The sequence below is a fragment of the Bacillus sp. IBL03825 genome (genome assembly GCF_024712505.1).
Taxonomy (GTDB): Bacteria; Bacillota; Bacilli; order Bacillales; family Bacillaceae_G; genus Bacillus_A; species Bacillus_A wiedmannii.
Genome location: NZ_JAMXKE010000001.1, coordinates 3,948,904 through 3,968,216 on the forward strand (window position 1 = coordinate 3,948,904; position 19,313 = coordinate 3,968,216).

A 19,313-nucleotide genomic window follows, 5' to 3' on the forward strand; every position below is an offset into this window, starting at 1 on the left:
ATATCACATTTAATTAAATGTGATATATTTTTTAATATAATTATCAATTAATACGTCATATTTAATGTTTCTTGAAAATAAAAAACACATTGTACTTTAGAGTACAATGTGTTTTTTATTTTACTACAACAAGATGCGGTCCATCTTGCTCTCTTTCTTTCATTATCTCATTTTGTTGTTTCTCTTGTCGTTTTACATGACTAGCAACATTTAATAATATACCCATTGAGATTAGATTAGCCAATAAAGAACTACCACCATAACTAATAAACGGTAACGGTACTCCTGTAAGTGGTATTAATCCAGACATACCACCAACATTAACAAAAGTTTGTATCCCAATTAAACTTGCAATTCCGATTGCAATTAAACTTCCAAATGGATCTTTACACTTTTGTGCCACTCTAAACGAACGAATGATAATAAGTAATAAACAGATTAAAATGATAGCTACACCTATAAAACCTAGTTCTTCAGATATAATTGCCATAATAAAATCCGTTTGTGGCTCTGGTAAGTAGCCATACTTTTGTATACTATTCCCTAATCCTCTACCATTTAACCCGCCTGAGGCAATTCCAATAAAAGAATTAACTAATTGGAATCCATCATTTTGAGGATCGTTAAATGGATCAAGAAAAACTGAAAATCGAGCTTTTTGGTATAGACTTAATTTATAGTTTCCGATAAAATACAACGCCGGAATCCACAAGACAGATGTTAATAAAAATCTTTTAATCCACAAGTTAACATTAACTCCTGAACAGAAGAACATAATTAACACTGTTCCACCTATTAATATGTCGGTCCCTAAGTCATTTTGTAATAAAATTAATACCATCGATCCACCGACAACAAATATAGGAGGTATGATCCCTTGGAAAAAAGGGGTTTGCCTCTCTTGTTTCTTAGCAAAAAAACTTGCTAGCGTAATAATAACTGCTATTTTTACAAACTCAGCTGGTTGTATACCTAGTATCCATCCTTTTGCACCATTGATTACCTTACCGAAAAGGAAAGCTGCTGTTAGTAAGCCCAGACTCCCTAATCCCATCGCTGTAAGAACTATTTTTTTCCTCCAAAATTTGTAAGGAATTACAGCAACAATCACTAGTATTACCGTTCCAATAGCAAGAGCAACTAATTGTTTTTTAAAAAAGTAATTTGCCGGCCAGTTATATCTCGACGAAATCGCGACAATGGAACTAGAACTATATACCATTATAACTCCCAACACACATAAGATAACAAGAGGAAGTAATAATGAATAATCCATTGATTTCCATACTCTTTTCATTTCATTTCCTCTTTCTGTTTCAATTTAATTATTGTTGTATTCCATATGTACATTGATTCTTCCTGCTTTATTATACAAATAAAAAGCCCAAACTATTTCAGTTTGAGCCCCCCTATTTGAACCCGTTATTGTTGTTTGTTTGTAAATGCTTCATGAAGTGCAGATAACTCACGTTCAAGCTCTCCTAACATTGCTTTCCCTTGTTCTTCTGCAATAAGACCAAGGCGAACTGCAAAATCGACCTCGCGGGATAGTCCAAACATTTGTGTGTCTAACACTTCTTCATATAATGGACATTGCGGCATTGTAAGATTGTCCATTTGCACCTTAATAAGTCTTAAAATCTTCTCCGCATCCGCTTGTAGAAGGGCTAGTGCCTTTTCCTGATGATTTGATACTGTCTCAGACGCCAAATTGATTCCCTCCGTTTCCGTCCTACTCTCTCCTATCTATTAATATTAGCGATAGTTTTAGTAAATTGCAATAGAAACATTTTTTGTGACAACCGTGTCTAATGCTATTATACTGAAAAGTGGGAGTATAACACAAATGGGGGAACAACAATGAGCGAAATTTTATTTATTAATGGAAAAGTTCGTTTTCCAATCACTATCGATCCAACTGTTTGGATCTTTGATGATCGAAAAGTAGATTTGACAACTTACTTTGATGAAACAAGAGAAAACACTTCAGAACTAGAAGCTTATTTAAAAAACACTTCAGAGCATTGGGATCGTGAAATCCGTGATGGTGCTGCGTTTCCACCGATACAACAAAGTGTAAAGAAATATAAAAAAGAACAACTAATTACTGGAACGTTCGGTATACCATTTCATCCATTTCTTGCTAACGCCGAAATTTCAGAGGACGCTACGCAAGTCGAAATTGAAACAGTAGATCAAACAATAATACTTCCATTAGAAACTGTCAAAAATGCTATTCTTGGTTTTTCAAAAGAAGGAAAGCCATTAAAAGAGGATGGACCTGTTCATCTATATTACAATGATGGATCTAATAGACAAAATCCAATCCGTAACATCCGTAAATTTACTATTATTTAACATGTATACTTGAAAGAAAAAAGGAGTGAGCTTCAGCTCACTCTTTTTTATAATAAATCTGCTGCTAGTTGAGCTAAATTAGACCGCTCCCCTTTAACAAACTTTACATGACCACTAATACGCTGCTCTTTAAACTTCTCTACAACATATGTTAAACCGTTATTATATTCATCCAAATACGGGTGATCAATTTGCTGTGGATCTCCCATTAATACAATTTTACTTTTTTCTCCTACCCTTGTTAGTATCGTTTTCACTTCATGCTTCGTTAAATTTTGTGCTTCATCAATTATAATGAACTGATCTGGAATACTTCTCCCACGTATATAGGTAAGGGCCTCCACTTCAATCGAACCCATTCCAGCTAAAATAGCATCTAACTCTCCTGGCTTTTTCGTATTAAATAAATACTCTAGATTATCAAAAATCGGTTGCATCCATGGTCTTAACTTTTCTTCTTTTTCTCCTGGTAAATAACCGATATCTTTTCCGACTGGAACAATTGGCCTTGCAACTAGTAGTTTTTTATATAGCCCTAAATCTTCAGTTTGCATGAGCCCCGAAGCTAAAGCAAGTAATGTTTTTCCTGTACCAGCTTTCCCTGTTAACGTTACTAGCGGAATATCTTCACGAAGCAACAATTCTAGTCCCATAATTTGCTGCACATTTCGTGGTCGTATCCCCCATACTTGTTCATTGTGAAAAATAAGTTTCTTTACCTTCTTACCTAAGTGATCCACAATGCCAAGTGCTGAACTAGATCCCCCTAATGCATCTTTCATTACTACAAACTGATTTGGATAAAAAGGGTGATTTGCAATTTCGGATAAAGGCAATTCACCTTTTTCATAAAAATAATCTAATTGCTCTTTTGATATATACCCTTCTAAAAATCCTGAATATATATTATCTACTTCAATTACACGATCACTTAAATAATCTTCCGCCTTCAAACCAATTGCATCAGCTTTTACCCTTACGAGCACGTCTTTACTTACTAAAATAACAGACTTCCCGTCCTCTTTTTCTTGTTCTTCTAAAGATAGATTTTTTGCTACAGCTAAAATTCGATTATCATTCGTTTTTTCTACAAAAATATCTTGTAGTTGAACAAATGAACGATGATTTAATTCAATACGAAATGTACCGCCGTTTTCTAACGGAATACTTTCATGCAGCTTTCCTATTTCACGAAATTTGTCTATTAACTTAGATACATAACGAGCGTTTCGTCCTACTTCATCCATATAACGTTTTTTCGAATCAACCTCTTCTAATACAACTGCTGGAATCACTACTTCATTGGTTTCAAATGAAAAAATAGATAAAGGATCCTGCAAAAGTACATTCGTATCTAACACATAAATTTTATCCAACCTGTTACCCCCTGACTCCACTTTTAAATTTGTAGAACAAGGGTTTCATCCATAAAATATGGACGAACCATTGTTATAATTATATGTACCGTATAAACGAGGTAGAATCGAAATTCATAGCCATTAAACCTTTTATTTATTTTTTATTCATTTCTATTCAATATATTACTTTTAATTATAATTATTAACATAAAATCACAATAACTGATTACAAAAGTTAATAACTTATTTTCTTATTTATCACATTTATAATTCTTTTATTCCTACTAACACTTGGTTATCCAGCTTTTTCGCTGCGCGAATGTCATATGTTTTTTCATACGTTGGCTCAGTTGCAAGTTTCGCTCCATAAAACATAACATCACGTACTTCTTGTACATTTACTTCTATTACAGTTAATTTTAGAGGAATGCCTTCCATTCTATCAGTCAAAATTTCACCTGCACCACTTATGGAAAATACGGATTCATTCGCCATTATAGTCAATACTAGCCCAGTACTATGCCGTATATTTTCCACAATACGTGAACGTTGATCTACTGCAAATCGAATACTAGTTTTACTCACTGCATACACCCAAGAAATAGCACTTACGTTAGGAACTTGTTTTTCGAAGTCTGTTGTTGCTACCATAACAATACATTCTTTACGTAACGTTTGTACTAAATCATCTGTTAATGTAGGATCTACTACATTCGCCATATTTCCACCTCCAAATATACTTACTATATCCTTATCATAACTTATTTTTCGAATTGCGAAAATATTATTTTTTCCCGCTATTATTCAAAAATATTACCCTTCCATGATATACTTATACTGATAGAATTCGTATTGAGGTGACGAAATGAGAGTCAAATGTATGATTTGTGATAAAAAAGATATGTTAGATGATGAAAATCCTATGGCAAAAAAACTACGTAACCGCCCTATTCATACATATATGTGCATGGAATGTTCGGAACGAATTGCAGAACGTACGATGGAACGTCATGCAAGTGGTAATTTCCGATTATATCGTGATAAAAAAGTCGAAGACGATTGGTAAAATGTAAATAAGTCCTTAATCATATAGATAAGGACTTATTTATATTTTTCAGGTTCACAATTCATTTGATCCAAAAAGCAATCAATAGCTTCTAATGGAAACCTCGCAGATTTTCTTTCTCCATTCATTTCATATGTAATCAAATACATTTCTTCATTCTTTTTAACTTCCACATTCTTTAATTTATGTTCCTCATATATCATATTTTGAAATAACAAATACGTTTCTTTTGCAGCACGATCATCTGGACGTGCTTCCGCAACTGTTTTAATTGTTAACCAATTATATAATGCATCTTGTACTGAACGCATAAAACTCCCCCTCACCCTGCTTTTTGTTGTCTTGCTTGACGTAAACGCAACCTATAAATCCCAAGTACAATTGCCGCTACAACAAGGCCCTCTCCAACAGGTAAAAAAACTGCAAAGAAAGTTAAAACTGTACACCCAATCGCTAACGATATATATATCACTATATTTTTTATTATTGATAGTTTTCTTGCAAAACCTAAATTATACACAAGTGCACTTAATATAATAATGATGCCATATAGCAACCACATCCCTAGTTCTGGATTTTCATCAACTTTACATAATTTCGCAAAAAACGACATTCTTTCTAACATCATTCATCCCCCTTTCTCACAAGAAACAAATTTTATTTATGTACTTAATACAAGAGTAACCTGCAAAAAAAATACTGTCCACAAAAAGAGTAAATATTCCAAAAATAAATACAATAAAAAACAGCCACCCCTCAAAGGTAGCTGTTCTATTATTTTACGCTTCTACAGATTTCTTTTTCTTAGCAGCTCTTTCGCGCTCGCTCTTATCAAGAATCTTTTTACGTAGACGAATCGATTCTGGAGTTACTTCACAGAACTCGTCATCGTTTAAGTACTCTAATGACTCTTCTAAAGTCATTAAGCGTGGTTTTTTCATTGTTGAAGTTTGATCTTTCGTCGCAGAACGAATATTAGTTTGTTGTTTCATTTTTACAACGTTAACTGTTAAGTCATTCTCACGAGTGTGTTCTCCAACGATCATACCAGCATATACTTCTGTACCTGGTTCAACGAAGATTACACCACGGTCTTCAACTTGCATAATACCGTATTGTGATGCTTTTCCTGCTTCAAGTGAAACTAGAACACCTTGACGACGTCCACCCACTTGTCCAGCATGTACTGGTTGGTAGCAATCAAATGTGTGGTTTAAAATACCATAACCACGAGTTAATGTTAGGAATTCTGTTGTGTAACCAATTAAACCACGTGCTGGAACCATGAAAGTAAGGCGAACTTGACCGTTTCCGTTATTCACCATATCTAACATTTCACCTTTACGTGCACCCATAGATTCCATAATAGAACCAGTGTATTCTTCAGGTACATCGATTTGCACGCGCTCTACAGGCTCACATCTTACGCCATCAACTTCTTTAATAATTACTTCAGGCTTAGATACTTGTAGTTCATAACCTTCACGACGCATGTTTTCAATTAGGATAGATAAATGTAATTCCCCGCGTCCAGATACGATCCATGCATCAGGAGAATCTGTATTATCTACACGTAAACTTACATCTGTTTCTAATTGTGAACGAAGACGCTCTTCAATTTTACGAGATGTAATGAATTTACCTTCACGACCTGCAAATGGGCTGTTATTTACAAGGAATGTCATTTGTAGTGTTGGCTCATCAATACGTAATAATGGTAAAGCCTCTTCATGCTCAACCGGACATACCGTTTCACCTACGTTAATGTCTTCCATACCTGAAACAGCTACTAAATCTCCAGCTTTTGCTTCTTCAATTTCTTGACGTTTTAATCCAATGTAACCAAATAATTTCGTTACACGGAATTGTTTTACAGTTCCATCAACTTTCATTAATGCAACTTGTTGTCCTACTTTCATTGTACCACGGAATACGCGTCCAACCCCGATACGACCAACATAGTCATTGTAATCAAGAAGTGCTACTTGGAATTGAAGTGGCTCTTCGCTGTTATCAACTGGTGCTGGAATATGTTCAATAATTGTGTCAAACAATGATTTCATATTCTCTTCTTGATTTGCTGGATTTGAATCTAAGCTTGCTGTTCCGTTCATTGCTGATGCAAATACAACTGGGAACTCTAATTGATCTTCGTTTGCACCAAGTTCGATGAATAAGTCAACTACTTCATCAACTACTTCATCAGGGCGAGCGAAGTCACGGTCAATTTTGTTTACAACAACGATTGGAGTTAAATTTTGCTCAAGAGCTTTCTTTAAAACAAATCGTGTTTGTGGCATACAACCTTCATATGCATCAACAACAAGTAGAACACCATCAACCATTTTCATGATACGTTCCACTTCTCCACCGAAGTCAGCGTGACCAGGTGTATCTAAAATGTTAATTCTTTTATCTTCATAGTGAATCGCAGTATTCTTCGCTAAAATTGTAATACCACGTTCTCTTTCTAGATCGTTTGAGTCCATTGCGCGTTCTTCAATATGTTCATTCGCACGGAACGTCCCCGCTTGACGTAATAACTGGTCAACAAGTGTTGTTTTACCATGGTCAACGTGGGCAATAATTGCTATATTTCGTAAATCTTGTCGTTTTTTCAACATGTCCAACTCCTAATGTCTTTTTAATCCTTCTCTATTATAAGAGCGAAGGGGATACAATGGCAATCAAAATAAAATCAAGAATGAAAATATAGTTGTATTCTTACTTTTGTGAAAGTAAAATGAGATTGGAGGGTGAAGAAATGGAACACATTCAATATCGCTTTTTATTAACTGCAATTATCGGTGTTATTTTCTTAATCGGTATCGGCATTATGGTTGCTGAAAATAGTCCCATCGGTATTATTATTTGCATTATCGGCACATTTGTTACAGTTGGATACGGTTTTGTAACAAAAAGAAAAATGCGTAAATCGCAATAACGTCAAAAAGTAAGAAGCGCTTATACAGCCTCTTACTTTTTTTGTTACTCCGCTATAAATCGTAACAACTCTTCATACACTCCTGGTTTTGCAACTAATACGCTGCTCTTCTCTACGATAGAAAGCGGAGATCCAGAAAAAGTTGTCACCTTGCCTCCAACTTCCTCTACAATTATCTGTCCCCCACCAAAATCCCATGGTGATAATCTCGGCGTTACATATGCATCTATTCTTCCTGTTGCAACGTATACCATCTCTAACGCTGCACAGCCATATGATCTCGTGCCTCTTGCTTTCTTAACCAGTGCCATCATACTTTCCTTATTAAGCAATGGATTGTCGGTAAGCCATATCGCATTTAATGCTACAATACCTTGCTCTACAGTTCCTTTTTCCAATAAAGGTATTGTTACTTCATTACAAAATGCTCCGGCTCCCTTTACCGCATGGTATAATTCATCATGAACTGGGTCATAAATGAGTCCAACCTTTCCGATACCGTTCTCATAAATTCCAATTGAAATTGCAAAATTTCTTTTTTGATGAACAAAGTTCATCGTGCCATCAATTGGATCAATTAACCAAACAACCCCATCAGAAGAAGTTACCTCATCTCCATAACCTTCTTCTCCTAAAATATTATGGTTCGGGAATGTTTCTTTAATTTTCCCAATTAAAAACTGTTCTATTTCTCGGTCCATATTTGTTACTAAATCAGCTGCATTGGATTTCGTTTCTATAATAAGTGCTTTTTCCATTGATGCCATTAAAAACTCTCCTGCATCTCGAATCCACTGTTTGGCGTGTGCATCGATGTCTTTCCATACTTCTTGCATGTTTAAACACTCCGATCTATACTGTTCACAGAAAAAACGAACCCTTTATAAGGTTCGCACCAACTAATTTTTTATACATATACTATTATTACGCTTCTAAACGAATCATTTCAAGTCTTAACACTTCTAACTTTTGTACACACTCTTCTTTTTTCAGTTTATCATTCTCCATCATCGCATCATATAAAGTTGCTAATTCATAATCTAGCTCCAAACGTAGCACCGGTATTCTCTTTTCAGCATCTGTTCTCTTTAACGCATTAATCACCTGTCTCATATTATTTGCCTCCTCCCAATATTCGTCTGCCCTCGGACTGGAATTGATTCAATTTTCTGATTTTTTGTTTTATACTATACTATGTTGGATAAATCATCTATGCAACAAAATTATATTTTTTTATTTAATTTTTTTTGTGCTGTTTTTTTTATGAATAGTACAAGCTATGCTAAAATAAAAGCAAAATAGGAGTTGGAGGAACAATCATGACACTACAAACATTCAAGTCAACTGATTTTGAGGTCTTTACAGTTGATGGTCTCGAAGAACGAATGAGTGCAATTAAAACGAACATTCATCCTAAGCTGGAAGCTTTAGGGGAACAGTTTGCAACGTATTTATCCAAACAAACTGATGAGAACTTTTTTTATCATGTAGCAAAACATGCACGCCGCAAAGTCAATCCACCAAACGATACTTGGGTTGCTTTTTCAACAAATAAACGCGGTTATAAAATGCTGCCACATTTCCAAATTGGATTATGGGGTACTCATGCCTTCATATACTTTGGTTTAATCTATGAGTGTCCACAAAAAGTGGAGACGGCTCACGCCTTCTTAGAACATTTAAATGATTTAAAAACAAATATTCCAAATGACTTCGTTTGGTCCATTGACCATACTAAACCAAGTGTAAAATTACATAAAACACTTGAAACAGAAGACTTACAAAAGATGATTGAACGTCTAGCTACTGTAAAAAAAGCAGAATTATTAGTTGGTATTCATATATCACCAGAGGAGTTTTCAGCAATGACCAACGAACAATTCCTTGCTAAGATTGAATCTACGATGCAATCACTCCTTCCTTTATATGCACTTTGTAATCGATAGTAGAAAACGGACAATTTATATTGTCCGTTTTTAGTTGTTATCACATTATATCACTTCAGTTTTCATTTTTCAAAATATTTTTACATTTTCACAAGCTTTTGTTCTTCAGTTTCTTTCGCCCTTTGAATCGCACGGTATATAGAATATCCACTTACTTCTTGAAACTCTTTATCAATTTTCTTCTCTTCTGCTTTAGATGGAACAATCTCTTTAAAACGACGATATAATCCCATTAATTCTTCTCTTATAATTCCTTTTTCGTATGCTTTCTCAATTGCTTCATAAAACTTCACAATTACAACCATTTCCTCATTTGACCAATCATAATCTAACGGATATTGATATTCCATTTCGCACCTCATTTATCATTTCTTCTTATTTCAATATGCTATCTTAAAGGGATTTTTTTCTTCTTCACTATAGCCACTTTGCATTATACACTATTTATTCATTGTGATGGAATTGTCTTCCTCTATAAGTTAATTGGAAATAACTATTTAACATACTCACTGTAAAAATATTTTTTTCTATACATCTATAATTATTGGTGATATAATGCTTTTGTTTTATAGAAAATAAAGTGAACCTACCATCTCAAAAATGCTTTTGTGATTGGCAGAAAAACAAGTCTCATTCTAAAAAGCACTTAACTTTTTTAGAACAAGATTATATAAAACAAACTCTAATAAATATTATGAAAAAGAAGGGGTGTATAGATTGTCCCAATACGAAACACCATTGTTTACCGCTTTAGTTGAGCACAGTAAGCGAAATCCAATTCAATTCCATATTCCTGGTCACAAAAAAGGTCAGGGCATGGATCCTACATTTCGCGAATTTATTGGGCATAATGCATTAGCAATTGATTTAATTAATATTGCGCCGCTCGATGATTTACATCATCCAAAAGGTATGATTAAAGAAGCACAAGATTTAGCAGCCTCTGCATTTGGTGCAGATCATACTTTCTTTTCTATTCAAGGTACAAGTGGTGCAATAATGACAATGGTGATGAGCGTGTGCGGTCCTGGTGACAAAATCCTAGTGCCACGAAACGTGCATAAATCAGTAATGTCAGCTATTATTTTCTCAGGTGCAAAACCGATTTTCATGCATCCTGAAATCGATCCAAAACTTGGTATTTCACACGGAATCACAATTCAATCTGTCAAAAAGGCACTTGAAGAGCATTCAGATGCGAAAGGCTTACTTGTTATTAATCCAACATACTTTGGCTTTGCTGCGGACTTAGAACAGATTGTCCAATTAGCGCATTCTTATGATATCCCTGTACTAGTTGATGAGGCTCATGGTGTTCATATTCATTTTCACGATGAATTGCCGATGTCAGCGATGCAAGCCGGTGCAGATATGGCAGCAACAAGTGTTCACAAATTAGGAGGATCTTTAACGCAAAGTTCTATTCTTAACGTGAAGGAAGGCCTTGTGAACGTTAAACATGTTCAATCTATTATTAGCATGCTTACGACTACATCAACTTCTTACATCTTGTTAGCATCCCTAGATGTTGCTAGAAAACGTCTTGCTACAGAAGGAACAGCACTCATAGAACAAACAATACAATTAGCGGAACAAGTTCGTGATGCTATTAATGCTGTTGAGGATCTTTACTGTCCTGGGAAAGAAATGCTAGGTACAGATGCTACTTTTAACTACGATCCTACAAAGATAATTGTATCTGTAAAAGATTTAGGTATTACAGGCCATCAGGCTGAAGTATGGCTTAGAGAGCAATATAACATTGAAGTAGAACTCTCGGATTTATACAACATACTATGTCTTGTCACTTTTGGGGATACAGAAAGTGAGACAAATACACTTATTGCAGCATTACAAGATTTAGCAGCAACATTTAGAAATAAAGCCGATAAAGGTGTTCAAATACAAGTAGAAATTCCAGAAATACCAGTGCTAGCACTTTCTCCTCGAGATGCTTTTTATTCAGAAACAGAAGTCATTCCGTTTGAAAATGCAGCAGGTCGTATTATAGCTGATTTCGTTATGGTTTATCCGCCAGGGATTCCAATCTTTACTCCGGGGGAAATTATTACACAAGATAACTTAGAGTATATTCGTAAAAACTTAGAAGCGGGTTTACCTGTACAAGGTCCTGAAGATATGACATTACAAACATTACGTGTGATTAAAGAGTACAAGCCTATCAGTTGATAGGCTTTTCTTTCACCATTTTACCCTTTTCTCATACGATATTAAGTAATGTAACGTATAGGTGGGGATACGATTATGATTGTAATAGGCCGTTCTATTGTACATCCTTATATCACAAATGAATACGAGCCATTTGCAGCTGAGAAACAACAAATTTTATCGATAATGGCAGGAAATCAAGAAATTTATTCCTTCCGAACATCTGATGAACTCAGCTTTGATCTAAATTTGCGAGTGAATATTATTACTTCTGCATTAGAACTTTTTCAAAGTGGATTTCAGTTTCGCACATTTCAACAATCCTTTTGCAACCCCCAGTATTGGAAAAGAACGTCACTTGGAGGATTCGAGCTACTACCAAACATACCCCCTTCCATTGCCATACAAGATATTTTCAAAAACGGAAAACTATATGGAACTGAATGTGCCACCGCTATGATCATTATTTTTTACAAATCTTTACGATCATTATATGAGGAAGAAACTTTCAACCGTCTCTTTGCAAACCTTTTACTTTATACATGGGACTACGATCAAGATTTAAAGCTCATAACAAAAACGGGTGGTGATCTTGTTCCAGGTGATCTCGTTTATTTTAAAAATCCACAAGTGAATCCAGCTACGATCGAGTGGCAAGGAGAAAATGCAATCTATCTAGGAAATTTCTTTTTTTACGGACATGGCGTAGGTGTAAAAACAAAAGAGGAAATTATATACTCATTAAATGAACGACGAGTCCCTTACGCTTTTATTTCAGCTTTCTTGACCGATACTATTACCCGTATTGATAGCCGTCTTATGAGCCACTACGCTTCTCCTAGCACTCCACAGACATCGATAGGGTTTATTCCGATTAGAGATGATGCAATCGTTGCAACAGTTGGTCATACAACTACAATTTATTAAAAAAGCGCCTACATATGTATATGTAGGCGCTTTTTCTTATTTAAGCTTTTGTATGTTCTTTATGGCCACATTCGCAATGAGATCCACATTTCCCGTATAGTACTGTTGATTTTTCATCTTCAAAATGTCCGATTGTTCCTTCACATACTTGGCATACGATTGTTCCCATTTTTCATTTCCCCCTGAGTTTTAATAATAATCTACTTATTTATAATTAAGCTTTCGCCTTATCTCTATTAGCACATTCACAATTTGTACCACATTTTCCGTAAAGCACTGTCGTTTTTTCATCTTCAAAATGACCGATTGTTCCTTCACATACTTGGCATACAATTGTTCCCATTTTTCATTTCCCCCTAAGTTTATGGTCCTAAAAACTTTTAGCTGTCCATTTCCTATCCATTATTGGGCTTTTGTATGCTCTGTGTGATCACATCCGCAAGATCCACATTTCCCGTAAAGTACCGTTACTTTTTCATCCTCGAAGTGTGCAATTGTACCTTCACAATCTTGACATACGATCGTTCCCATTTTTCATTTCCCCCTAAGTTTATAATCCCAAAAACTTTTTGTAACCGCTTAACTTTCTGTCTTTATTTTAATATGTTATACTTTTTACGTCAATAGGTTTTTAGTATAACACATTAAATATTTTTAATTTTAATTAGTATGCGATATTCAAACAAAAAAACAGCCATATTTATACGTACGACTGTTTTACATTAATTATTCTTCATATTCCGCATGCAAAGAAGTAGGTGGGACTAAAAACTTGAAAAACTGAGCTAACTCTGCCGCTTCCTCTTCTGATCCTAATTTAAAAATCTCCTGTATATGTTGAACATTCTCTACATCATCTCGCCCAAGTAAAGTAGACCTTCCTGTTTGCATGCAAACAATGAGTGGCTTTCCAAAAAACATATTTGTATAAATAACACCAAAATCATAACGAGTATCATGTGTCATAAAACCCAAAAATCGTACCTTCACACTTTCATGTTCATCATACAATTTTTCAAACATCGGTTTCCACCTTTCTCCATCACCTTTCATTAGTATATTAAACAAAAAAAGGAATACTCCTTTTAATTGTCAAAAAATTCAGTATCATGTAGAATGTTAGTATTCTACTAAGGTTAGGGGGATCTTATATGCAACATGCCTTTATTACGCTTGTACCTAAATCCAATCAACAATCTGTTTCAATAGATGATATAAAACAACTTTTTCATTACTATCAAACAGTTACTTCCAAAACTGGTGTTCAAATTAATTACGCTTATACAAATACCGCTTTTCCTTATGAAATTTTAGATACATCAGCAACAACATTAAAACTACAATCTACTCACGATCGATATGACTCCATTTATGTTGGTGTTGGTATAGAAAAGGAACAATCTTTTATTCAGATTTCTTTACCACCTAATGCAACATTTGGTGATAAAGGAAAAGCAAATGAATTTTGCCGTTTTCTAGCGAAGAAATTAGAAGGAGAGTTACAATTATTTAATGGAAGAACAATGTATTTCTATAAACGTTAATTTAAAAACAAAAATAAACGATTAGAAAGATCATACTATTTGTGCAAGTAAGAAGTATTGCTTTCCTCCTTGCACTTAGTATGATATATGCTATCACATACGCTAAGTACAAAAATATAAGAAAAAGAAAAATTTTATAATGCAGTTTATCCCGACTTGACAATAATAACACTGCTGAAAATCCACTCCACAAAACTAGATGAAAAAATGAAGCTAGCGTAATTTTCATAGCGTTACCTCCTTATCCTTTCTATTATATGCTTCAACTCTTCCCTCTTAGTATTTTGAAAGTAGACTTCTCCAAATTTCACCTAATCCACTGTTGAATTTTTCCTGTTTTTTTAATTCCCCAACTATTCACATACGAATATCCCTCGTTCTTAACAATAAATTCGCTCATATCGCCCATAAGACAGATTATTCATTTATCGCATGGTATACTCCTTAAGAAGAAAATATAGAAAGGAATTAATAATACATGGTATTTAGCAATTTATTTTTTTTATGTCTTTTTTTACCTGCAATTCTTTTCGTATACTACTCAGTACGGAAAGAATTACAAAACATCGTTCTTTTATTATTTAGTTTATTATTTTATGCTTGGGGAGAACCAATATATGTCTTCCTAATGCTTTTCTCTATTTTCATCAACTATTGGTTCGGAATATGGCTTAATAAAGACCGACTATCTAGTGCAAATAGAAAACTTATTCTTACTATAGCAATTGTTGTCAATACTGCTATACTAGGATATTTTAAATACGCTAATTTCTTAGTGGATAATATAAACGGGATTTTTCATACAAACATTGTACTCGAAAAAATTCCTTTGCCCATTGGGATTTCATTTTTCACTTTCCATGCAATGAGTTATATTATCGATATTTTTAAGAGAAAAGTAGAAGCTCAGCGAAATCTATTTGATCTTGCACTATATTTTACTATTTTCCCGCAATTAGTAGCAGGACCAATTGTTCGATATAATACAATCGCTTTTCAATTACATGTTAGAACAGTTAATGCTGATAAGTTTTCAGAAGGAATTCGTCGTTTTATCATTGGATTAGGAAAAAAGGTTTTAATTGCGAATCAACTAGGAGCTATTGCCGATGAAATATTTGCAATGGATCCAGCAACGATGAGCGTATCAACCGCTTGGATTGGTGCAATTGCTTATACATTACAAATTTATTTCGATTTTTCAGGTTACAGTGATATGGCAATTGGATTAGGAAAAATGTTCGGATTTGATTTCTTAGAAAACTTCAATTATCCATATATTTCAAAATCCATCTCTGAATTTTGGCGTCGCTGGCACATTTCACTTGGTTCATGGTTCCGTGATTATGTTTATATTCCACTAGGCGGAAATCGAGTATCTCCTTGGAAAAACTATCGAAATCTATTTATCGTATGGGCATTAACTGGATTTTGGCATGGAGCTAGTTGGACATTTATGATATGGGGTATTTATTACGGATGTTTAATTGCTTTAGAAAAGGCTGGTTTCGAAAAAATATTACAAAAATTATGGTGGCCGATTCAACACATATACGTTATGTTTTTAGTAATTATTGGTTGGGTATTCTTCCGCGCTGATAATTTTAGCTACTGTTCTAAATTTTTACAAACAATGTTCGGATTAAATGGATCGTTGACTGACATTACTAGTTATTTCTATGTGATGAATTATTGGGGAATCTTTATACTTGCTATTATTACATCAGCTCCAATTTTCTCTTGGATCAAGAATCCATTAGCAAATAAAAAGGTAGTAATTTTATCTCCACTTTATTACTTGAGTGTTTTAATCATAACTATGATGTATTTAACGAATGCAACTTACAATCCATTTATTTACTTCCGCTTCTAAAGGAGGGCTGGAGGGCTAACAAGGCATTTACTCATGAACAATTAGAAGACCGATCACCATTGGAATATGAAAGGTGCATTTTATGCATACGAACACACTACATGCTGTCATTATTAAAGATTCTTATGCAAATACAGCTTATCCTTTATTTGCACAAGAGTTTGAATAAACAACATTTATTGATCCACGATTTGCGGCAAGTAAAAATGTAAAGCAAGACCTCGAAAAACTAAATGCTGATATCGTATTATTCCTTTATAATGACACTAGTACAAATAAAGAAATGTATCAATTTGAAAACAAAGAATACAAAACAAGAGGTGAATCAACAAAATTCACCTCTTGTTTTTCTATGCATATAACACACAAAAAAAAAACGTCTTCTAAATTTAGAAGACGTTTTTTTATAATTATTTTACAATGTGAATTGGCATTCCAAGAGCAACTTCAGCTGCTTCCATCGTGATCTCACCTAATGTTGGGTGAGCGTGGATTGTTTGAGCGATATCTTCTGCTGTCATTCCAGCTTCGATAGCTAAACCAATCTCAGAGATAATATCAGAAGCGCCTGCACCTGCAACTTGAGCACCTACAAGAAGACCATCTTCTTTACGTGTTACAAGTTGTAAGAAACCGTCAGTGCTGTTTAATGATAATGCACGACCGTTAGCAGCGAATGGGAACTTAGATACAGCTACTGTCATTCCTGCTTCTTCAGCTTGTTTCTTAGTGTAACCAACAGATGCTAATTCTGGATCAGTGAAGCATACTGCAGGAATTCCGATGTAATCGATTGCTGATGCATGGCCACTAATTGCTTCAACAGCTACTTTACCTTCGTAAGAAGCTTTGTGAGCTAATGGTGGTCCAGGAACGATATCACCGATTGCATAGATGTTTGATACGTTTGTACGACATTGCTCATCGATTTCGATGATGCCGCGGTCAGTCATTTTAACTCCAACTTGCTCAAGACCAATTTCTTGAGTGTTTGGACGACGACCTACAGTTACTAATACGTAATCTGCTTCTACAGTTTGGATTTCACCTTTAACTTCAAAGCTAACTTTTACGCCAGTTTCTGTTTCTTCAACGCCTTTAGCCATAGCTTTTGTATGGATATTTACGTTACCTTTCTTTTGAAGAGCACGTTTAACAACAGAGCTCATAGCTTTTTCGAAACCAGCTAAGATTTCGTCGCCAGCTTCTACTACAGTAACTTCTGTACCGAAGTTAGCATATGCAGTTCCTAATTCCATACCGATGTAACCGCCGCCGATTACAACAAGTTTTTTAGGAATTTCAGGTAAGCTTAAAGCACCTGTAGAGTTGATAACACGTTTAGAGTATTTGAATCCTGGAATTTCGATTGGTGTAGAACCAGTTGCAAGAACAGCATTTTTAAACGTATACGTTTGTGCTGCATCTTCAGTCATTACGCGTAATGTATTAGCATCTACGAAGTAAGCTTCACCGCGAATGATTTCAACTTTGTTACCTTTAAGAAGGCCTTCAACACCGCCAGTTAATTTCTTAACTACGCCGTTTTTCCATTCTTGAACTTTTGTAAAGTCAACTTTTACGTTCTCTGCAGTGATACCCATGTCATCAGAATGCATTGCATTCTCATAACGATGACCTGCATTGATTAACGCTTTTGAAGGAATACATCCAACGTTTAAGCATACGCCACCAAGGTTAGCTTTTTCGATAATTGCTACCTTTTGACCTAATTGTGCTGCACGAATTGCCGCAACGTATCCACCAGGACCTGCACCAACAACGACTGTATCTAATTCAATTGGGAAATCTCCTACTACCATTGTTATTACGCCTCCATTACTAATAATTGTGGGTCATTCAATAGACGTTTAATTTGGTTTAATGCTTTTTGAGCAGTTGCGCCGTCAATTAAACGATGGTCAAAGCTTAGAGATAATGCTAATACTGGAGCTGCAACGATTTCACCGTTTTTCACAACTGGCTTCTCAGCGATACGGCCGATACCAAGGATTGCTACTTCTGGGTGGTTGATAACTGGAGTGAACCATTGTCCACCTGCAGAACCAATGTTTGTAATTGTGCAAGAAGCACCTTTCATTTCAGCTGGAGCTAAACGACCTTCACGTGCTTTACCAGCAAGATCATTGATCTCGTTAGAAATAGTGAAGATTGATTTACGATCTGTATCTTTAACAACTGGTACTAATAGACCTTTGTCTGTATCAGCTGCGATACCGATGTTGAAGTAATGTTTATGAACGATTTCTTGAGAAGCATCGTCTAAAGCAGTATTCAACATTGGGAATTCACGTAATGCAGATGTTAAAGCTTTAACAACGTATGGAAGGTAAGTTAATTTAATACCTTTGTCAGCTGCAACAGCTTTGAACTTCTTACGGTGAGCAACAAGTTCTGTTACATCTACTTCATCCATTAATGTTACGTGAGGAGCTGTATGTTTAGAGTTAACCATTGCTTTTGCAATCGCTTTACGGATACCACTCATTTTCTCACGAGTTTCTGGATATTCACCAGCTGGGATTGGTTGTGCTTTTGGTGCTTCTTCTTTCGCTGCTGCTGGAGTAGCTTCTACTGCTGCTGGAGCCTCAGTTGCTGCTACTGCTTGTCCACCATTTGCAAATGCATCGATGTCAGCTTTTACGATACGGCCGTTCTTACCAGAACCAGCTACTTTATGAATGTCTACGCCGTTTTCACGAGCATATTTACGAACAGATGGCATAGCGATTACGCGCTCATTTACTACTTCTGCAGTTGCTGCTGGAGTAGCTTCCGCTGCTGGAGCTTCTACTGCTGCTTCTTCAGCTTTTGGAGCTTCATCATGATCGTCACCTTTAAATTTAAGGTTTTCGTATCCAGGAGCATCAAATTTAATTAATGTATCTCCTACAATTGCAACTGTTCCTTCTTCTACAAGTACTTCAAGTACTTTACCTTTAACAGGAGAAGGGATTTCTACTACTGCTTTATCATTTTGTACTTCAAGAAGTACATCGTCTTCGTTTACTTCATCGCCTGGTTTAATAAACCATTTTACGATTTCACCTTCGTGGATACCTTCACCGATATCTGGTAGTTTAAATTCAAATGCCACGGAATTCAGC

Annotated in this window: 25 protein-coding genes and 1 pseudogene; 9 read left to right on the plus strand and 17 right to left on the minus strand. The window is 35.2% G+C overall.

Features of this window, described 5'->3' with window-relative positions:
- Window positions 1-115: 115 nt before the first annotated feature.
- Together ftsW and NHG49_RS20050 are read right to left on the minus strand one after the other, a co-directional pair.
- Window positions 116-1,297, minus strand: coding sequence for a putative lipid II flippase FtsW (gene ftsW / locus NHG49_RS20045; protein WP_088047248.1), 1,182 nt, complete (start codon window positions 1,295-1,297; stop codon window positions 116-118).
- A 125-nt stretch (window positions 1,298-1,422) separates the two neighbouring features.
- Entirely contained in the window at window positions 1,423-1,710 is a 288-nt protein-coding gene (locus tag NHG49_RS20050; RefSeq protein WP_000135698.1) for an Fpa/YlaN family protein, read from the minus strand.
- A gap of 150 nt (window positions 1,711-1,860) precedes the next feature.
- Here NHG49_RS20050 and NHG49_RS20055 point away from each other — a divergent pair, with 150 nt between their 5' ends.
- Window positions 1,861-2,358, plus strand: a complete 498-nt coding sequence (locus NHG49_RS20055) for a hypothetical protein (protein WP_064474951.1) — start codon at window positions 1,861-1,863, stop codon at window positions 2,356-2,358.
- Between the two features lie 47 nt (window positions 2,359-2,405).
- On the opposite strand, the gene NHG49_RS20060 is transcribed toward NHG49_RS20055, so the two are convergent.
- Both NHG49_RS20060 and NHG49_RS20065 read right to left on the minus strand, forming a co-directional pair.
- A complete protein-coding gene (locus NHG49_RS20060) occupies window positions 2,406-3,734 on the minus strand; it encodes a PhoH family protein (RefSeq protein WP_000358079.1) in 1,329 nt (442 codons plus the stop codon).
- Between the two features lie 246 nt (window positions 3,735-3,980).
- Window positions 3,981-4,436 carry a PNPOx family protein gene (locus NHG49_RS20065; RefSeq protein ID WP_000024571.1) on the minus strand — a complete coding sequence of 152 codons (456 nt, stop codon included), beginning with the start codon at window positions 4,434-4,436 and terminating at the stop codon, window positions 3,981-3,983.
- A 145-nt stretch (window positions 4,437-4,581) separates the two neighbouring features.
- Between NHG49_RS20065 and NHG49_RS20070 the strand changes: the two genes are divergently transcribed.
- Window positions 4,582-4,782 carry a YlaI family protein gene (locus NHG49_RS20070; RefSeq protein WP_001995040.1) on the plus strand — a complete coding sequence of 67 codons (201 nt, stop codon included), beginning with the start codon at window positions 4,582-4,584 and terminating at the stop codon, window positions 4,780-4,782.
- 35 nt (window positions 4,783-4,817) lie between these two features.
- Here the strand turns inward: NHG49_RS20070 and NHG49_RS20075 are convergent, their stop codons facing one another.
- From NHG49_RS20075 to typA, 3 genes are all read right to left on the minus strand, one after another.
- Window positions 4,818-5,093 (minus strand): hypothetical protein, encoded by a 276-nt coding sequence (locus NHG49_RS20075; RefSeq protein WP_098103099.1) that lies wholly within the window; start codon window positions 5,091-5,093, stop codon window positions 4,818-4,820.
- Window positions 5,094-5,104: 11 nt separating this feature from the next.
- Window positions 5,105-5,407, minus strand: a complete 303-nt coding sequence (locus NHG49_RS20080; protein WP_000893656.1) for a YlaH-like family protein — start codon at window positions 5,405-5,407, stop codon at window positions 5,105-5,107.
- A 154-nt stretch (window positions 5,408-5,561) separates the two neighbouring features.
- On the minus strand, window positions 5,562-7,406 hold the full coding sequence (gene typA, locus NHG49_RS20085; protein ID WP_064474950.1) for a translational GTPase TypA: 1,845 nt from the start codon (window positions 7,404-7,406) through the stop codon (window positions 5,562-5,564).
- Between the two features lie 140 nt (window positions 7,407-7,546).
- Here typA and NHG49_RS20090 point away from each other — a divergent pair, with 140 nt between their 5' ends.
- A complete protein-coding gene (locus NHG49_RS20090; RefSeq protein ID WP_000400129.1) occupies window positions 7,547-7,726 on the plus strand; it encodes a DUF5325 family protein in 180 nt (59 codons plus the stop codon).
- A gap of 44 nt (window positions 7,727-7,770) precedes the next feature.
- Here NHG49_RS20090 and NHG49_RS20095 read toward each other — a convergent pair whose 3' ends face one another.
- Window positions 7,771-8,562: an inositol monophosphatase family protein gene (locus NHG49_RS20095; RefSeq protein WP_098103100.1), complete on the minus strand. Its 792-nt coding sequence runs from the start codon at window positions 8,560-8,562 to the stop codon at window positions 7,771-7,773.
- An 88-nt stretch (window positions 8,563-8,650) separates the two neighbouring features.
- Window positions 8,651-8,839, minus strand: a complete 189-nt coding sequence (locus tag NHG49_RS20100) for a hypothetical protein (RefSeq protein WP_001250166.1) — start codon at window positions 8,837-8,839, stop codon at window positions 8,651-8,653.
- A gap of 206 nt (window positions 8,840-9,045) precedes the next feature.
- Between NHG49_RS20100 and NHG49_RS20105 the strand changes: the two genes are divergently transcribed.
- A complete protein-coding gene (locus NHG49_RS20105) occupies window positions 9,046-9,672 on the plus strand; it encodes a YktB family protein (RefSeq protein WP_000175087.1) in 627 nt (208 codons plus the stop codon).
- An 80-nt stretch (window positions 9,673-9,752) separates the two neighbouring features.
- Here NHG49_RS20105 and NHG49_RS20110 read toward each other — a convergent pair whose 3' ends face one another.
- Window positions 9,753-10,022, minus strand: coding sequence for a UPF0223 family protein (locus NHG49_RS20110; protein WP_000456565.1), 270 nt, complete (start codon window positions 10,020-10,022; stop codon window positions 9,753-9,755).
- Window positions 10,023-10,389: 367 nt separating this feature from the next.
- Here NHG49_RS20110 and speA point away from each other — a divergent pair, with 367 nt between their 5' ends.
- On the plus strand, window positions 10,390-11,862 hold the full coding sequence (speA, locus tag NHG49_RS20115; RefSeq protein ID WP_142289348.1) for an arginine decarboxylase: 1,473 nt from the start codon (window positions 10,390-10,392) through the stop codon (window positions 11,860-11,862).
- A 75-nt stretch (window positions 11,863-11,937) separates the two neighbouring features.
- On the plus strand, window positions 11,938-12,768 hold the full coding sequence (locus NHG49_RS20120; RefSeq protein ID WP_258126463.1) for a protein-glutamine gamma-glutamyltransferase: 831 nt from the start codon (window positions 11,938-11,940) through the stop codon (window positions 12,766-12,768).
- 40 nt (window positions 12,769-12,808) lie between these two features.
- Here the strand turns inward: NHG49_RS20120 and NHG49_RS20125 are convergent, their stop codons facing one another.
- The 4 genes from NHG49_RS20125 to NHG49_RS20140 all read right to left on the minus strand — a co-directional run bounded on the left by NHG49_RS20125 (window position 12,809) and on the right by NHG49_RS20140 (window position 13,791).
- Window positions 12,809-12,937 (minus strand): GapA-binding peptide SR1P, encoded by a 129-nt coding sequence (locus NHG49_RS20125; RefSeq protein WP_088047244.1) that lies wholly within the window; start codon window positions 12,935-12,937, stop codon window positions 12,809-12,811.
- A 45-nt stretch (window positions 12,938-12,982) separates the two neighbouring features.
- On the minus strand, window positions 12,983-13,111 hold the full coding sequence (locus NHG49_RS20130; RefSeq protein WP_064474947.1) for a GapA-binding peptide SR1P: 129 nt from the start codon (window positions 13,109-13,111) through the stop codon (window positions 12,983-12,985).
- Window positions 13,112-13,170: 59 nt separating this feature from the next.
- On the minus strand, window positions 13,171-13,299 hold the full coding sequence (locus NHG49_RS20135; RefSeq protein WP_000536778.1) for a GapA-binding peptide SR1P: 129 nt from the start codon (window positions 13,297-13,299) through the stop codon (window positions 13,171-13,173).
- A gap of 195 nt (window positions 13,300-13,494) precedes the next feature.
- Window positions 13,495-13,791, minus strand: coding sequence for a DUF3055 domain-containing protein (locus NHG49_RS20140; RefSeq protein ID WP_088047342.1), 297 nt, complete (start codon window positions 13,789-13,791; stop codon window positions 13,495-13,497).
- A gap of 128 nt (window positions 13,792-13,919) precedes the next feature.
- On the opposite strand from NHG49_RS20140, the gene NHG49_RS20145 reads away from it, so the two are divergent.
- Window positions 13,920-14,312, plus strand: a complete 393-nt coding sequence (locus NHG49_RS20145; RefSeq protein WP_098103102.1) for a DUF1885 family protein — start codon at window positions 13,920-13,922, stop codon at window positions 14,310-14,312.
- Between the two features lies 1 nt (window position 14,313).
- On the opposite strand, the gene NHG49_RS20150 is transcribed toward NHG49_RS20145, so the two are convergent.
- Window positions 14,314-14,541: a hypothetical protein gene (locus NHG49_RS20150; RefSeq protein WP_098103103.1), complete on the minus strand. Its 228-nt coding sequence runs from the start codon at window positions 14,539-14,541 to the stop codon at window positions 14,314-14,316.
- 249 nt (window positions 14,542-14,790) lie between these two features.
- Between NHG49_RS20150 and NHG49_RS20155 the strand changes: the two genes are divergently transcribed.
- Window positions 14,791-16,185, plus strand: a complete 1,395-nt coding sequence (locus NHG49_RS20155) for an MBOAT family O-acyltransferase (RefSeq protein WP_088047242.1) — start codon at window positions 14,791-14,793, stop codon at window positions 16,183-16,185.
- A gap of 97 nt (window positions 16,186-16,282) precedes the next feature.
- A pseudogene (locus tag NHG49_RS31480) lies at window positions 16,283-16,492 on the plus strand (hypothetical protein); the annotation flags it as partial.
- Window positions 16,493-16,595: 103 nt separating this feature from the next.
- Here NHG49_RS31480 and lpdA read toward each other — a convergent pair.
- Entirely contained in the window at window positions 16,596-18,008 is a 1,413-nt protein-coding gene (gene lpdA, locus NHG49_RS20160; RefSeq protein ID WP_000260106.1) for a dihydrolipoyl dehydrogenase, read from the minus strand.
- A gap of 5 nt (window positions 18,009-18,013) precedes the next feature.
- Window positions 18,014-19,303 (minus strand): pyruvate dehydrogenase complex dihydrolipoyllysine-residue acetyltransferase, encoded by a 1,290-nt coding sequence (gene pdhC, locus NHG49_RS20165; protein ID WP_064474943.1) that lies wholly within the window; start codon window positions 19,301-19,303, stop codon window positions 18,014-18,016.
- Window positions 19,304-19,313: the final 10 nt, after the last annotated feature.

Coding starts and splice junctions, on each gene's coding strand:
- NHG49_RS20080 (WP_000893656.1), bottom strand. CDS start 5,407: ATGTTAGAAAGAATGTCGTTTTTTGCGAAATTATGTAAAGTTGATGAA.
- NHG49_RS20095 (WP_098103100.1), bottom strand. CDS start 8,562: ATGCAAGAAGTATGGAAAGACATCGATGCACACGCCAAACAGTGGATT.
- NHG49_RS20125 (WP_088047244.1), bottom strand. CDS start 12,937: ATGGGAACAATCGTATGCCAAGTATGTGAAGGAACAATCGGACATTTT.
- NHG49_RS20135 (WP_000536778.1), bottom strand. CDS start 13,299: ATGGGAACGATCGTATGTCAAGATTGTGAAGGTACAATTGCACACTTC.
- lpdA (WP_000260106.1), bottom strand. CDS start 18,008: ATGGTAGTAGGAGATTTCCCAATTGAATTAGATACAGTCGTTGTTGGT.
- NHG49_RS20090 (WP_000400129.1), top strand. CDS start 7,547: ATGGAACACATTCAATATCGCTTTTTATTAACTGCAATTATCGGTGTT.
- NHG49_RS20075 (WP_098103099.1), bottom strand. CDS start 5,093: ATGCGTTCAGTACAAGATGCATTATATAATTGGTTAACAATTAAAACA.
- NHG49_RS20150 (WP_098103103.1), bottom strand. CDS start 14,541: ATGAAAATTACGCTAGCTTCATTTTTTCATCTAGTTTTGTGGAGTGGA.
- ftsW (WP_088047248.1), bottom strand. CDS start 1,297: ATGAAAAGAGTATGGAAATCAATGGATTATTCATTATTACTTCCTCTT.
- NHG49_RS20155 (WP_088047242.1), top strand. CDS start 14,791: ATGGTATTTAGCAATTTATTTTTTTTATGTCTTTTTTTACCTGCAATT.
- NHG49_RS20105 (WP_000175087.1), top strand. CDS start 9,046: ATGACACTACAAACATTCAAGTCAACTGATTTTGAGGTCTTTACAGTT.
- typA (WP_064474950.1), bottom strand. CDS start 7,406: ATGTTGAAAAAACGACAAGATTTACGAAATATAGCAATTATTGCCCAC.
- NHG49_RS20065 (WP_000024571.1), bottom strand. CDS start 4,436: ATGGCGAATGTAGTAGATCCTACATTAACAGATGATTTAGTACAAACG.
- NHG49_RS20055 (WP_064474951.1), top strand. CDS start 1,861: ATGAGCGAAATTTTATTTATTAATGGAAAAGTTCGTTTTCCAATCACT.
- NHG49_RS20120 (WP_258126463.1), top strand. CDS start 11,938: ATGATTGTAATAGGCCGTTCTATTGTACATCCTTATATCACAAATGAA.
- NHG49_RS20140 (WP_088047342.1), bottom strand. CDS start 13,791: ATGTTTGAAAAATTGTATGATGAACATGAAAGTGTGAAGGTACGATTT.
- NHG49_RS20070 (WP_001995040.1), top strand. CDS start 4,582: ATGAGAGTCAAATGTATGATTTGTGATAAAAAAGATATGTTAGATGAT.
- NHG49_RS20110 (WP_000456565.1), bottom strand. CDS start 10,022: ATGGAATATCAATATCCGTTAGATTATGATTGGTCAAATGAGGAAATG.
- NHG49_RS20145 (WP_098103102.1), top strand. CDS start 13,920: ATGCAACATGCCTTTATTACGCTTGTACCTAAATCCAATCAACAATCT.
- NHG49_RS20130 (WP_064474947.1), bottom strand. CDS start 13,111: ATGGGAACAATTGTATGCCAAGTATGTGAAGGAACAATCGGTCATTTT.
- NHG49_RS20100 (WP_001250166.1), bottom strand. CDS start 8,839: ATGAGACAGGTGATTAATGCGTTAAAGAGAACAGATGCTGAAAAGAGA.